Raw genomic sequence first — 13,839 nt, forward strand, 5'->3', positions numbered from 1 at the left:
TCCACGATGCCCAATATTTACGCCCAACGTCAATCCCGTGCTGCAGCATGGTTCCACACGCAGGAGGCCGGCAACGTACTCGTCTCCGGTTGGCCGCATTTTGCGGCGGTGTGCAATACACGTCCGAACATGCCGGTGCTCTGCGCTTCGGTCATGGGAAAGCCGACGGCGTTCGCTGATCTGTCGCTGCCGAGCGGGCTGTGGCTCAGTGCCTGGCAAGACGGTTATACGGGCGATGCGCTCTGCAATCATCCTTGGCCGTTGCCGTCCGAATCGATCGGAACCATCGTGTTGCACCATCTCACCGACGTCCGTGGTGATCGTGAGGCCTTGTTTCAAGATTGTCATCGGGTGCTCGTGCCCGGCGGTCAATTGTTCGTTTTCGCCCTCAATCCTTTGTCGCCGGCGCGTCGATGGTGGTGGCGATGCGGAATTGCCGCGAGTGAGCCTTCGTCATTGCGCTTGGGCTTGCGTCGCGAAGGGTTTCACTGCGACACCTCGACGCTGGGCTTCGGACCTGTGTGGGGGAATAGCCCGGATACCAGTAGTGGGCGCGGTGCCGGTGCGCGCGCTGCCTATTTACTTCACGCCGAAAAGCGCACCGTGCCACTCACGCCCATTCGGGCAAAAGCCGCGCAACCGACCGTCGTGCCGGGGTTGGTCAAGTGAGTCGAAAACAGATCGAAATCCATACCGATGGTGCGTGTTCTGGAAATCCGGGGCCGGGCGGGTGGGGCGCTTTGCTCAAGTATGGGAAACACGAGCGCGAAATCTCAGGCGGTGAGCCGGACTCGACCAACAATCGCATGGAGCTCATGGCGGCCATCATGGCGCTGGAAGCCCTGACCGAACCCTGCGATGTCACGCTTCACACCGATTCCAAATATGTGCTGCAAGGTTTCAGCGAATGGTTGCCCGGATGGATCAAACGCGGTTGGAAGACCGCCGGCGGTGGGGCGGTGAAGAACCGCGACCTGTGGGAACGTCTGGCGACCGCCTCGCAACGCCATCACATCGCGTGGGTGTGGGTCAAAGGACACGCCGGACACGTGGAGAACGAACGTGTGGATCAGCTCGCCCGTGACGCTGCGCAGCGCTACAAAAATTGAAGGAAAGCGATGAGACAAGTTGTATTGGATACCGAAACCACAGGACTTTCGCCGCAAAATGGCGATCGCGTCGTGGAAATCGGTTGCGTTGAATTGATGATGCGGCGCCCGACCGGCCGCAGCTTCCAGGTGTATTTGAATCCGCAGCGCGCGATGAGCCTAGAGGCGGTCGAAATCACCGGTTTGTCGGATGCATTCCTGCAAGACAAGCCGCTCTTCGCCGAAGTCGCCGATGCTTTCCTCGAGTTTGTCGAAGGCGCCGAGCTCGTGATTCATAACGCCGAATTCGACATGGGGTTTTTGGAAAACGAATTGCGACTGCTCAGGGACGGCCGCGAAGGCCTTGCCTCGCGTGTGACCGTGCTCGATACCGTGAAGCTTGCCCGATCGATGTATCCCGGACAGCGCGTCAGCCTCGACAGCCTTTGTCGGCGATTGGGGGTGGATAATTCGGGACGCGATTTGCACGGCGCTTTGCTCGATGCGCAGTTGCTCGCAGAAGTCTATTTGGCCATGACATCCGGCCAACATGAGATGGGTTTTGCCGTGCACGCGGAGCCCGGCCGTGCCAAGGTCAGTGCGCGATCCGCGATCGGATTGCCGCCGCGACCGCGCATGCTAGTGAGCCCTACGGATGAAGCGGCGCATCGGGAGCGCACCGCGGCCATCGCCAAGAAGAGCGGCGTGGATCTCTGGTCGGATTGACGCCGCCGATTCCCACAGCGGATTCGGACTACACCTACAGACGCATTTTGTGTCGTCAAAATAAGGTGTGTGTTCGTTCTTGATGTGTCGCGGGGAGGCGAGACATGCCATCGTTTCATGTGCCGGGAGCCTTGCCGCTTCGTGGGCGGCGTGCCGCTTTTTTGGCCGCTTGTTTGTTGTGCGCTGGTTGCGCATCCCAGTCGGCCAAGGTTTCCGGCGGGTGGCGTCCGGCGAATACGCTGGACACAACCCCGCAACCCATCCTGCGTGCACCCGCCACGCAGTACATGTCGACACCGATTGATCAATCCCTACGCGGTTTGCTGACACGTTGGGCGCGCGAGGGAAATATGGCGCTGGATTTCCAGTTGGCGTCGGACTTCAGCTTGTCCCAAGAAGCGGCGGCCATTCGTGCGAGCTCATTGGAGGCGGCCCTAGAAGCCTTGAATCGGATCTATGCCGATAACGGCGTGCAATTAAATCTCGCGTCTGGCGTGCTCGTGGCTGCATCCAAGCCGATCGTGTCTACAACATCGCTGCCGCCTTCGCCGCGAAATTCTAAACGTAAAGGCCGAAAATGAGTGTCCAAGGCGTCAGTGCCAGTTCGAAACAGGTCGTCGCCCGTGCCATCGACTTCGAGGTGAGTCTCGCTGACATGGCAAGAAAGAGCGAACAACGCGCCTGGCGCATTGCCGCCGTCGCGGTGTTCGTCACCGTGTGCATGTGCGGCGTACTCGCCTGGCTATTGCCGCTGAAAACCGAGGTGCCTTATCTGGTCATGGCCGATGCCTATACAGGAACGGCTTCAATGACGCGCCTCACGACAGGCACACGCTTCGACGAGATGAAGGCCAGTGATGCCGTGAATCGAAGCAATATCTGGCACTTCATCTTGGCACGCGAATCCTGGGATTCGACTTGGACGTCCGAACGCGACTGGCGAACGGTGCACATGATGTCCGCACCGGAAGTGGTGCGGCAAATGCAGGCGGAACGCGATGCCAATAATCTCGACAGTCCGTCGCGCAAATACGGCACGCAATCGGCCATTCGCGTCAAGATTCTCAGCATTACGCCCATTGGTCAACGTAGCGGTGAACCGCCGAAGGGCGCCACGGTCCGCTTTCAACGATTGTTGTTCGACAAGGCAAGCGGTGCGACGCAAATTCTGGATAACAAACTCGCCACGCTCGAATTCAAGTATGACCCGAATTTGAAAATGAAAGACGAAGACAGTGTTGAGAACCCGCTTCGTTTTGTGGTTACTCACTATCGTGTCGACACCGATGCCGCAACACCAATACCAGTACAGCAGATGGTCGCCATGCCTCCTGTACAGCTGACGGGGCAGGGTCAATGACGGCGGCAAATCGTTTGTTGTGGCGTGTCGGCATTGGCGCCGTGTTCTTGTTGCTGTGCGCCGCGCCGGTACATGCCGATGTGGTGCAAGAGTATGTGTTCGAAACGGGCAAGACTTTCCCGGTCAGGACGGCACTCGGCATCACGACGCAGATTGTTTTGGTTGGCGATGACGACGTCGAAGACTACAGCGTGGGTTTCAGTGGCGGTTGGGATATCAGCCGACGCGGTCAGGTGCTTTACGTTCGCCCAAAAAACGTGGATGTAGACACGAACTTGATCGTACGCACGCGCGCTAGAACCTACATCATGGATTTGAAGGTGGTCGCATCGAATTGGCGAAAGCTCGATCAGGCGAAGCAGGCCGGCGTGCAATACCGGGTGGTTTTTGCACCCGAACGAAGCGCAGACGGTGTGACGGTCGCAGGCCGGCGGATCGATGCGACGTCCGCACGCACGCCGACGTCCCGAATCGGTTTCGATCCTGCCAAATCATATGTGTTTGATTACGACGTCGCCCTTTCCAAGGGTGCGGAAGCCTTGGCACCGAAAAACGTCTATGACGATGGTGTCTTTACGGTTCTGATTCTGAAGCGGTCGGCGGGCAAGTCTGGAATAATTCAACCGGCCGTTTTCGCGCGTCGCTCGGCCGATGGCGGTGACATGGTTGTCAACACGCACGTCGAAGGCGACAACGTGATCGTCCATGGCGTCTATCCATTTCTTGCGCTTCGGAACGGGTCGCAACTCGTACTTCTTCGACGGAATCCGAAGAAATGACCGAACATCCCGAATCGACCCCCGTTACGCGGTGGTATGCCGACCAACCCGACAACGCGACGCCGCACGATGCGCCGGCCGTCGGGCTCGATGAAGACTTGGCTGTATTGGATGACGCGCATGCGCGGCGTCTGAACAAACGCGCCCTGTGGATTCTCGGACCAAGTGTTTTGGTGTTGCTGGGACTGATGCTCTGGGTCGGCAATTCATTTGGTACGTCGTCGGCAACACCGTTGGCTTCGACGGAGCAACAACAAGCGGTCGAATCGCCCGACATGCCCGGCGACACAACGCCGGTAAACAGTCCCTACGCCGCATCGCAAGGCGAAGGTGGCAGTGGCGGTACCGGATCGTCGGCGATGAGCTCCGAAGCGAATGGGTTGCCGCCTTTGCCTCCCGAGCCGATTCAATTGACGCGCGAGGCGTCGCCCGAGCAATACGCAAGCGAACCGTCGCCAGCCACCACGTCATCCTTGTCAGCCAGCGCGCCAGCACGCGATCAAGCAAGCCTGTTGCAACGGCGCATTTGGAATGGCAATGACCCGGACGCATCCACAGCGACGGAGGACGGGCGCCGTCCAGACATCGCTTCCGCCGGAACCTCTCGAGCGGTCGCAACAAACCAGGGAAAGGTGCGCCGATTGCAGCATCCTTCGATGCTCTTGGTGCGCGGCACCTACTTGCGCTGCGCCTTGGCTTCCCGACTTGTCAGTGATCTCCAAGGCTATGCGTCTTGTGTTTTGGTGGAGCCCGCCTACGCCGTGGATGGCCGCAACGTCTTGCTACCGAAAGGAACACGACTGTTAGGGCAATATGCTTCCGGTGCGAGCGTAGGGGATCGACTCGAAGTGCGTTGGGATCGGGCATTGACGCCCGACGGCTTGGATGTAGTGCTTGGCGGAAGCGGCACGGATACCTTGGGCGGCGCCGGTCATCCAGGCAAGGGAAGTTCGCATTGGGGTGAACGGATTGCATCGGCGATGCTGATCAGCATTCTCTCGGATGGATTCAAATATGCGGCCGCCAAGAACGGTCCGCGAGAGACTGAAATCTATGCCGGCGGTACCGTGGTGAGCGAGCCCTTCAATAGCAATACGGCGCAAACGGCGCAGGCGCTTGCCGAGCAGGCCTTGTCGCAAGGCGCGGGTCGTCCTCGAACAGTGGTGATCAAGCAAGGCACACTACTGAATGTCTATGTGACCGAAGACATCGATTTCAATGAGGTCTTGGGAAACACTGGGTCAAACGGTTAGCAGGCGGACGCTGGGGCGGTGAGATCGGACATCAGCGAATTCCTGAGGCATCAGTTCAAGGTGCTCGGCATCCATGATTTGCTTGAGACTGCCGGGGTGACCGAGATTTGCATCAACGAGCCGGGGCGTGTGTTTGTTGAGAACGGCGCCGAATGGCGGCAGATCGACGTGCCTGATCTGACCTACGAGCGCGCTCGACACTTTTGTATTTCCGTGGTCAATGAAAGCAATACGGGCCAGCGCATCACCGATCAAGAACCGATGGTTTCATTGGCAATGGCTAATGGGGCGCGCGCACAACTGGTGATGCCGCCGGCATGCGAACCCGGCAAGGTGTCGATCACGCTGCGCATTCCTTCGCGGGTGCAAAAAACACTGACCGATTACGCCTACGATGGATTCTTTGATCGGACACGGCGTCCGGACGCATCAGCGACGGACGCCGTCGATCCGCTGGAGACATTGCTGTCGCAAGGCCGACACGCAGAATTTTTCGAGCTCGCCGTGACACTGCGAAAGAACATCGTCGTGGCAGGCGCGACAGGCAGTGGCAAGACAACCTTCATGAAAGCGTTGGTGGCCAATATTCCGCGGAACGAGCGGCTCATCAGCATCGAAGACGCGCGTGAAATCGAATTGCCGCAACCCAATCACGTGCATTTGCTCTTTCCGAAAAATGCGCAATCCAACAGCAATGTCACAGCCAAGAGTTGCATGGAAGCCTGCTTGCGGATGCGCCCCGATCGCATCATCCTGGCGGAATTGCGCGGCGACGAAGCCTTCTATTTCATTCGCAATTGTGCATCGGGACATCCGGGCTCAATCACCAGTTGTCACGCAGGCAGCCCCCGGCAAACATGGGACCAGCTCGCCTTGATGATCAAAGCGTCGCCGGAAGGTGCGGGTCTGGATTTTGACAGCATCGTACGACTCTTGAAGAGCACCATTGATATCGTGGTTCACGTGCAAGTGCATGCCGGTCGGCGCTTCATCAGCGGGATCGAATACGGACATGCCCATTGAACATAAAAAAGGGCCGCTCTTTGGCGGCCCTTTTCCCAACTCATCATGACGCGTATCAAACGGCCATCGGCTCGCTAAATGCTTCCGGCTCTTCCTCTTCCTTGAAGGCGTCCACAGGAATGCAGGAGCAGAACACGTTCTTATCGCCGTAGACGTTGTCGACACGTGCCACCGGCGGCCAATACTTTTGCTGCTTGAGGCTTTGCAACGGGAAGACGGCCAATTCGCGGCTGTACACATGCTTCCACTCACCGGTAGCCACTTGCATGGCGGTGTGCGGGGCGTGCTTGAGCGGATTGTCTTCGCGGTCGAGTTCGCCTTTTTCAACCATGCGGATTTCATCGCGGATTTGAATCATGGCGTCGATGAAACGATCCAATTCGTATTGCGATTCGGATTCCGTCGGTTCAACCATCAACGTGCCTGCCACCGGGAAACTCAGCGTCGGGGCGTGGAAGCCGAAGTCGATCAGACGCTTCGCCACATCTTCCGCGCTGATGCCGGTCTCGTCTTTGATCGGACGCAGGTCGAGAATGCATTCGTGTGCGACCAAACCGTTGCGTCCCGTGTACAGCGTCTTGTAGTGCGGTGCCAAACGCTTTGCCACGTAGTTGGCATTCAGCAGTGCGACCTGGGTCGCCTTGCGCAAGCCAGCCGAACCCATCAGGGTGATATACATCCAGCTGATCGGCAGGATGCTGGCCGAACCATAGCTGGCAGCACTGACCAACGCACCCGTGCCCACGCCTTCGGTCTTGAACGAGGCATCGGTGGCCGCCTTGGGCAGGAAGGGCGCCAAGTGCGAACGCACCGCGCACGGGCCGACACCCGGGCCGCCGCCGCCATGCGGAATGCAGAAAGTTTTGTGCAGATTCAAGTGCGACACATCCGAGCCCCACTTGCCGGGCTTGGCCACGCCGACCAAGGCGTTCATGTTTGCGCCGTCGGTGTAGACCTGACCGCCGTTCGCGTGGACGATATCGCAAATCTCGACGATGCCTTCTTCAAACACGCCGTGCGTCGAAGGGTAAGTGATCATGATGGCCGCCAAGCGGTCCTTGTGCTTCTCCGCCTTCGCGCGCAAGTCTTCGACATCGACGTTGCCGTTCTTGTCACAGGCGACGACGACCACGCTCATGCCGCACAGCTGCGCGGAAGCCGGGTTGGTGCCGTGTGCGGATTCGGGAATCAAGCAGATGTCACGTTGCGTTTCACCGCGCGACGCGTGGTAGGCACGAATGGCCAACAGACCCGCATATTCGCCTTGCGCACCCGAATTCGGCTGCAAGCTGACGGCGTCGTAGCCGGTACATTCCGCCAACATGGCTTCGAGTCCCGCGATCAGTTCTTCATAACCGCGCGTTTGTTCGGCGGGTGCCAACGGGTGGATGTTGGCGAACTCCGGCCACGTCACCGGAATCATTTCGGCGGTGGCGTTCAACTTCATGGTGCAGGATCCCAGCGGGATCATGGTGCGATCCATGGCCAAATCCTTGTCAGCCAACGAACGCATGTAACGCAGCAACTCGTGCTCGCTGTGGTGCGTGTTGAAGACCGGGTGGGTCAGGAACTTCGAGGTGCGGCGCAGTGCTTCCGGAATGAGCGACGGTGCGTCCGCATCGAGTGCGTCAACCGACGGCAAGGTCTTGCCTTCACCTGCGAATACACGCCACAAGGTGTCGACGTCTTCGCGCGTGGTGGTCTCGTCCAGAGAGACGCAAAGGGAACCGTTTTTGCGGACACGCAAGTTGATGCGCGCGTCTTTTGCACGCGCGAGAACGGCGTCGGCATCCGCGCTCTCGATGCACAAGGTGTCGAAGGCCGAGGCGTGAACCAAGCCAACGCCCATGGACTTCAATCCGGCAGCCAAAATCGCCGTCAGACGTGCAACGCGCGATGCGATGCGGGTCAGCCCTTCCGGGCCGTGATACACGGCATACATCGATGCGAGCACCGCAAGCAACACCTGCGCGGTACAAATGTTCGAGGTCGCCTTCTCGCGGCGAATGTGTTGTTCGCGCGTTTGCAGCGTCAAGCGATAGGCTTTGTTGCCTTCGGCATCCACAGAAACGCCGATCAAACGGCCGGCGAGGTTGCGCTTGTAAGCGTCACGGCAAGCCATGTAGGCAGCGTGCGGGCCGCCGAATCCGAACGGCACGCCGAAACGCTGCGAGTTGCCGATCACGATGTCGGCACCCATTTCACCCGGCGATTTCAGCAAGGTCAGCGCCAGCAGGTCAGTGGCGACAACAAACAATGCGCCGTGCGAGTGGATCATCTCCGCGTCTTTGTCCCAATCGGCAATCCAACCGCTGGAGGCGGGGTATTGGACGAGGACACCGAAGTAGTCGCCTTTTTCAACCGCCGCATGGAATTCATCCGTGCTGCGAACGACTTCGACAGTGATGCCAAGCGGCTCGGCGCGGGTCTGCACCACTTCGATGGTTTGCGGATGGGTATCGCCGGCGACCAGGAAGGTGTTGGACTTCGACTTTGCCGAGCGCTTGGCCAACGTCATGGCTTCTGCTGCCGCAGTGCCTTCATCCAGCAAAGAGGCATTGGCGATTTCCATGCCGGTCAGATCGGCACACATGGTTTGGAAGTTGATGAGCGCTTCCATCCGGCCTTGCGAAATTTCCGCTTGGTAGGGCGTGTATGCCGTATACCAAGCCGGGTTTTCGAGAATGTTGCGCAAGATGACATTCGGCATGTGGGTGCCGTAATAGCCTTGGCCGATGAAGCTTTTGAATACCGTATTCTTGTCAGCCAGTGCGCGAATCTTGGCAAGGGCTTCGACTTCGCTCATTGCCGCCGGCAATGCCAACGGTGCCGTGCTGCGAATCTTCGCGGGGACGATGGCGTCGGTCAACGCATCCAAGGAGTCATGGCCCAATGTCTTGAGCATGGCTGCGATCTCATCTTCGCCGGGGCCGATATGGCGGGCGATAAATGCATCGTGATCTTCGAGTTGAAGCAGGGACGGTGTATTTGGCATGGTGGGGCATCCGTGAGCGCGGCAAGAGCCGGGAAGTGTGCCCCTCTGTCCTTCTGCCTGAGAGTTTGAACGCTTGCGCGTCTTGCCCCTTCGGCGCCGGCATTGTTGATCGCCGATCTCTCCAGAAATATGTAGCCGGTTGCGGTCTTGGGCCTGAGCGATTCCGGGCGGTTGCGCCTTCGGCAGCGGATGCCGGAACACGGCGCCGCTTTTCCCACAACTTAGCGAACGATTATACCTTTGCATCCGCTACCATGCCGATATGAATGCTAACCCGCCGCCGCCGGAAACCCCCGCCTATGAGGCCGAAGCCGTCGCCCAACTGGCGCGGCCGCCAAGGTGGTGGGCCTGGTTGGTCGAAGAGCTGAAAGAAGACCCGGCGCACGCCATTACCCTGGCCTACCTTTCCATCTCCGTGCTAGGCGTTTGGGGAAGTTATTGGTTTTTCAAAAGTTTCGGCGTCGCGATTCTGGATTACATGTCGCCAAGCGATTATCTAACCGCGGGACTGCGTGATCCGTCGAATATCGTCGTGGTCGTATTCGCCTACTTCATGGCCCAATGGGTGAGTTGGCCGCATCGTGTTTGGTTGCGTGATCCCGCCGGCTACCCGGCCTTCAGGATGGGCTCTCGAATCAAGCGGATGCTGCTTCCGGAAAACCCCGATCGTTTCGCCGGCTGGATGCGCCGCAAAATCGGCTGGGGCGGCTTCACTGCTATCGGCGCGGTCATGTATGGCGTACTGACCTTAAGCCTGTGCTCTTCCATGGTTGTCGCAGTCAACAAAGCCGAAAGCGTCCGGCGCGGTGGCGGACACAGTGTCCGCGTGACGTTTGCGGGTGCACAATCGCCCGAACCCGGCACCGCACGCATGCTTGGTGCCGTAGGGGATTTCGTATTCCTTTATTGGCCGGACACGAAGCGCGCGGAAGCGGTGTCACTCGAATCGGCGGCACGGATCGAATCTGTGCGCCGGCAGGCGGCACCTGCAACGACTTCGGCATCGACACAGGGAAGCGCGACCTCGCAGCGTTCCGGCGACAACGCCAAAGCCAAATCGGTGCCGTGACGGGCCTTCGTTAAACTACCTGTCGCATTCGCACGGGACAGGTGGAAGGGGCATTGGATTCGCATCAAGGCAGCACAGGTGGTCAAGCCAAAGCGGCGCGATTGCTTGCCCCGTTGTTGGGCTGCTTGGCTATGCTCGGTGCTTTTTCAATCGATACGGTGTTTCCGGCATTCCCGCAGATTGGCCGTGCGTTCTCTGCGAACGACCTCGCACTGCAACAGACCATCAGCGTGTACTTGTTCGCTTATGCGGGAATGAGCTTGTTCCACGGGCCTTTGTCCGACGCGCTGGGACGGAAGCGGGTGATCTCCGTAGGGTTGTTTTGCTTCGGCTTGGCGTCGCTCGGCTGCGCCTTGTCGACGACGTTGGAAATGCTGTTGGTCTTTCGCGCGCTGCAGGGCTTGAGCGCCGGCGTCGGATTGATCGTCGGTCGTGCCGTGATCCGTGATTTATTCGAAGGCGCCGATGCCCAGCGGCTGATGAGCCACGTTTCCATGGTCTTCGGTGTCGCCCCCGCCATCGCACCGATCGTCGGCGGTTGGATCATCGGTTTCAGCCGATGGCCGGGAATCTTTTATTTTCTCGTGGCCTTGTCTTTGGGTTTGTTGCTGGCGACGGCGGCCGCTTTGCCGGAAACCCATCCCGAATCCCGCAGAACACAATTGGCGATCAAGCCGCTATTGCGAAGCTATTGGACGATCTTCTCCAATGGCCGCTTTCGTCGCCTGTCGGTCATCGCCGCGTTGAATTTCGGGGGACTGTTTCTGTATATCGCGTCCGCACCCGCCTTGGTGCTGAAACATCTGAAGCGAACGCCGCAAGAGTTCTACCTGTTCTTCGTGCCGGTGATTGCGTGCATGATTTTGGGTGCATTCCTGAGCGGTAGATTGGCCGGTCGCTTGAGTGGTCATTTGCAGATGCGCGCAGGTTTTGCGCTGGGACTCATCGCCGCGTTGTCGAACATCGCACTCAATCTTTGGATGCCACCCGCATTACCCTGGGTGTTGATTCCGATCATGCTGACGTCATTGTCGATCGCGCTGATCTCGCCGATCATTACGCTCGCGAATTTGAATTTGTTTCCTTCCATGCGCGGTGGCGCATCATCGGTACAGGCCTTTATTGCATTGCTTTCCAACGCATTGATTGCCGGTGTCGTTTCGCCCTTGCTGTCGGGGTCCGCCTTGACGCTGGCTTATGGCAGTGCGGCGATGTTGATTTCCGGTTGGTTGATTTGGCGGTTTGATTTGATTCGTGGCAAGCGTTTGGCGTTGCGTTCGACGCCGGATGCGGCCGCGTTGCAACCCTTGGATGAATTGTGATGGCAAACGCAACGACGCTTCGTTCGCAGACAACAACGGGCCTGTTGTACGGTGCGGCGGCCTACGCCGCTTTTTCGTGGAGTGATGCCTTCATCAAACTGTTGGGCGGCGCCGTTCCGCCGTTCCAGCTGATGTTTCTAGGCAGCCTTTGCGGTTTGGTCGTCGTGCCTTTGGTGTTACGCACCGGCGGGCAATGGCGCGACATCATCGCCCCGCGACGACCGTTGATTTGGTTTCTCCGGCTGATTTTCGGCGTCCTAAATACCATCGGCGCCATCTGGGCCTTCGAGCGGCTGTCCATGCCTGAAGCGTTTGCATTGATCTTCCTGATGCCGATTTTCGTTACGTTGTTGTCGGTCATCTTTTTGCGCGAACACGTGGGTTGGCGCAGATGGCTTGCCGTTGCCGCGGGATTTGCAGGGGTTTTGATCGTGTTGCGCCCCGGTTTTCGTGAACTCAACATCGGGCATTTCGGCGCCGTATTGGCCGGCTTGTGCGGCGCAGCGAGCGTGGTGCTGGTGAGAAAGGCCGGCGACACGGAAAGTCGTATCACGCTTTTCACGACCACGTTGGTCGGCAGTATCGTTATCGGCGGCTGCCTGTCCATCACCCAGTGGAAGGGCATGGACATGGACATGACCCTGAAAACCGTCGGCTACGGTTTGTTATCGGCGGCAGGCGGCCTGTTTTTGATGATGGCGACCTTGAAAGCACCGGTCAACCAAGTTGCGCCCATTCAATATTCGCAGATGCTGTGGGCGGTTTTCTTGGGCTATTTCCTGTTCAAAGAGACGGTAGACGGATTCACTTGGCTTGGCATCGCCGTCATTCTCGTCGCGGGCTTGTTCACCTTGTTGCGGGAAGAACAGATCACCGGCTGGTGGCACCGCCAGCGCTGGCTACCCTGAGACACAAGCGGTTATCGCTTCAGCCGCATCCACAGGTGAATCGGCAAGCCGGACAAGAGCAGAATGCCGCCCCACAGCAGCGCTTCATGGCCCGTGCCAAGCAAGGCATAGGCGCTATAAAGCAATGCGATGAAGGCGATGACGCGGCCTTTGCTTTCCCCGGTGCGAAGCCAAGCTGCGCTGCCGGCGAAATAGGGCAGCAATGTCGCAGCGGTGGACAACAAGATCGAAAACGTAAACAACGACACTAATGATCGCGTGTAGTTGGACAACACCAGCGCGGTTGCCAACACACTACTGGCGAGAATGGAGAATCGCGGCGTTTCACGGCGATCCACCCTGGCGAACACCGCAGGCAGCAAGCCATCCCGGGCAGCGGCCAACGGGACTTGCGCCGAAATCAACACCCAGCCGTTCAAAGCGCCCAGACACGACACCGCAGCCACCAGCGCAATACCAATGGCGGCCCAATGCCCCCAGAGCAGTCCCGCCGCATCGGCCATGGGCGCAGCGGAATGCTTCAACGATTCGGCGGGAACGATGCCGAGCACCGATGTCACAGCAAGTACAGTGACGACCCCGGCCAACAACGTACCGATCACGGTGGCGCGCGGCACGGTTCGGTCAGGATTGTCTATCGAGCCTGCCGGCACGGTCGCGGCTTCGAGGCCGAGCAAGGCCCACAAAGTGAGCGCGACGGTCGCATGGACGGCGCCGGACATCGACAACTCGCTTCGATTGAAGGGCACAAAGTGTGCGCCATCCACCCACCAGATGGCGATGCCTGCAAACGCGAGCAACGGCACGAATTTCAGGACAGTGAGCAAAAGTTGCACGCGACCGGCTTCGCGTACGCCCATCAGGTTCACGCCGGCGCACAGCCACAGGCCTCCCACAGCACATGCCGCGGCACGCATCGGTGTGGCCGTGAGCGGTGGACACAGCGCACCGAGCGCTCCGGCAAAGGCAACGGCAATGGCGGCATTGGCACACCACACCGACACCCAGTAACTCCAGGCCACCAGAAATCCGGGCGTCTCGCCGAAAGCGTTCCGCGCAAACACATAAGGCCCGCCCGATTGCGGCCAACGCGTGGCCAACTTGGAGAAGGTGAGGGCAAGCATCATCGCGCCTGACAAGGTGACGGCCCAGCCCAACAGGCTGACGCCGCCAAACTCCGCCAAAGACGCCGGAAGAACGAAGATGCCACTGCCGATCATGCTGCCGACGACGAGTGCGGTGGCAGACCACAGGCCAAGGGGGCGTGCAGCGACTTGCCGGGTCGGCGAGTCGTCGGTATCGGCGTTGGATGACAT

The 13,839-nt window shown here is 59.1% G+C and carries 13 protein-coding genes and 1 riboswitch; of the genes, 11 read left to right on the forward strand and 2 right to left on the reverse strand.

The window, feature by feature from the left end; translation table 11 throughout:
• Window positions 1–6: 6 nt before the first annotated feature.
• The 8 genes from H8L67_RS04390 to virB11 all read left to right on the forward strand — a co-directional run bounded on the left by H8L67_RS04390 (window position 7) and on the right by virB11 (window position 6,229).
• Complete coding sequence (locus H8L67_RS04390) at window positions 7–669, forward strand: class I SAM-dependent methyltransferase (protein ID WP_220380532.1); 663 nt, start codon at window positions 7–9, stop codon at window positions 667–669.
• Window positions 666–1,109 carry a ribonuclease HI gene (gene rnhA, locus H8L67_RS04395; RefSeq protein ID WP_220380533.1) on the forward strand — a complete coding sequence of 148 codons (444 nt, stop codon included), beginning with the start codon at window positions 666–668 and terminating at the stop codon, window positions 1,107–1,109. Before H8L67_RS04390 ends, rnhA begins: the two co-directional genes overlap by 4 nt.
• Window positions 1,110–1,118: 9 nt before the next feature.
• On the forward strand, window positions 1,119–1,814 hold the full coding sequence (gene dnaQ / locus H8L67_RS04400) for a DNA polymerase III subunit epsilon (RefSeq protein WP_220380534.1): 696 nt from the start codon (window positions 1,119–1,121) through the stop codon (window positions 1,812–1,814).
• Between the two features lie 287 nt (window positions 1,815–2,101).
• A complete protein-coding gene (locus tag H8L67_RS04405; protein ID WP_220380535.1) occupies window positions 2,102–2,395 on the forward strand; it encodes a toxin co-regulated pilus biosynthesis Q family protein in 294 nt (97 codons plus the stop codon).
• Window positions 2,392–3,174: a VirB8 family type IV secretion system protein gene (locus H8L67_RS04410; RefSeq protein WP_220380536.1), complete on the forward strand. Its 783-nt coding sequence runs from the start codon at window positions 2,392–2,394 to the stop codon at window positions 3,172–3,174. Before H8L67_RS04405 ends, H8L67_RS04410 begins: the two co-directional genes overlap by 4 nt.
• On the forward strand, window positions 3,171–3,953 hold the full coding sequence (locus H8L67_RS04415) for a TrbG/VirB9 family P-type conjugative transfer protein (RefSeq protein WP_220380537.1): 783 nt from the start codon (window positions 3,171–3,173) through the stop codon (window positions 3,951–3,953). The genes H8L67_RS04410 and H8L67_RS04415 overlap by 4 nt, the downstream gene beginning before the upstream one ends.
• Window positions 3,950–5,206, forward strand: a complete 1,257-nt coding sequence (locus tag H8L67_RS04420; protein ID WP_220380538.1) for a TraB/TrbI/VirB10 family type IV secretion system protein — start codon at window positions 3,950–3,952, stop codon at window positions 5,204–5,206. Before H8L67_RS04415 ends, H8L67_RS04420 begins: the two co-directional genes overlap by 4 nt.
• 18 nt (window positions 5,207–5,224) lie before the next feature.
• On the forward strand, window positions 5,225–6,229 hold the full coding sequence (gene virB11, locus H8L67_RS04425; RefSeq protein WP_220380539.1) for a P-type DNA transfer ATPase VirB11: 1,005 nt from the start codon (window positions 5,225–5,227) through the stop codon (window positions 6,227–6,229).
• Window positions 6,230–6,284: 55 nt separating this feature from the next.
• Here virB11 and gcvP read toward each other — a convergent pair whose 3' ends face one another.
• On the reverse strand, window positions 6,285–9,224 hold the full coding sequence (gcvP, locus tag H8L67_RS04430; RefSeq protein ID WP_220380540.1) for an aminomethyl-transferring glycine dehydrogenase: 2,940 nt from the start codon (window positions 9,222–9,224) through the stop codon (window positions 6,285–6,287).
• A 35-nt stretch (window positions 9,225–9,259) separates the two neighbouring features.
• Window positions 9,260–9,359: riboswitch (glycine riboswitch) on the reverse strand.
• Window positions 9,360–9,486: 127 nt separating this feature from the next.
• Here gcvP and H8L67_RS04435 point away from each other — a divergent pair.
• From H8L67_RS04435 to H8L67_RS04445, 3 genes are read left to right on the forward strand one after another with little or no spacing between them, the layout of a single operon-like run.
• Complete coding sequence (locus H8L67_RS04435) at window positions 9,487–10,293, forward strand: hypothetical protein (protein ID WP_220380541.1); 807 nt, start codon at window positions 9,487–9,489, stop codon at window positions 10,291–10,293.
• A gap of 53 nt (window positions 10,294–10,346) precedes the next feature.
• Complete coding sequence (locus tag H8L67_RS04440; RefSeq protein ID WP_255556040.1) at window positions 10,347–11,615, forward strand: multidrug effflux MFS transporter; 1,269 nt, start codon at window positions 10,347–10,349, stop codon at window positions 11,613–11,615.
• Window positions 11,615–12,523: a DMT family transporter gene (locus tag H8L67_RS04445; protein ID WP_220380542.1), complete on the forward strand. Its 909-nt coding sequence runs from the start codon at window positions 11,615–11,617 to the stop codon at window positions 12,521–12,523. The genes H8L67_RS04440 and H8L67_RS04445 overlap by 1 nt, the downstream gene beginning before the upstream one ends.
• 11 nt (window positions 12,524–12,534) lie before the next feature.
• Here the strand turns inward: H8L67_RS04445 and H8L67_RS04450 are convergent, their stop codons facing one another.
• Window positions 12,535–13,839 carry an amino acid permease gene (locus tag H8L67_RS04450; RefSeq protein ID WP_220380543.1) on the reverse strand — a complete coding sequence of 435 codons (1,305 nt, stop codon included), beginning with the start codon at window positions 13,837–13,839 and terminating at the stop codon, window positions 12,535–12,537.

The sequence above is a fragment of the Lysobacter soyae genome (assembly GCF_019551435.1).
GTDB classification, from domain to species: Bacteria; Pseudomonadota; Gammaproteobacteria; order Xanthomonadales; family Xanthomonadaceae; genus Solilutibacter; species Solilutibacter soyae.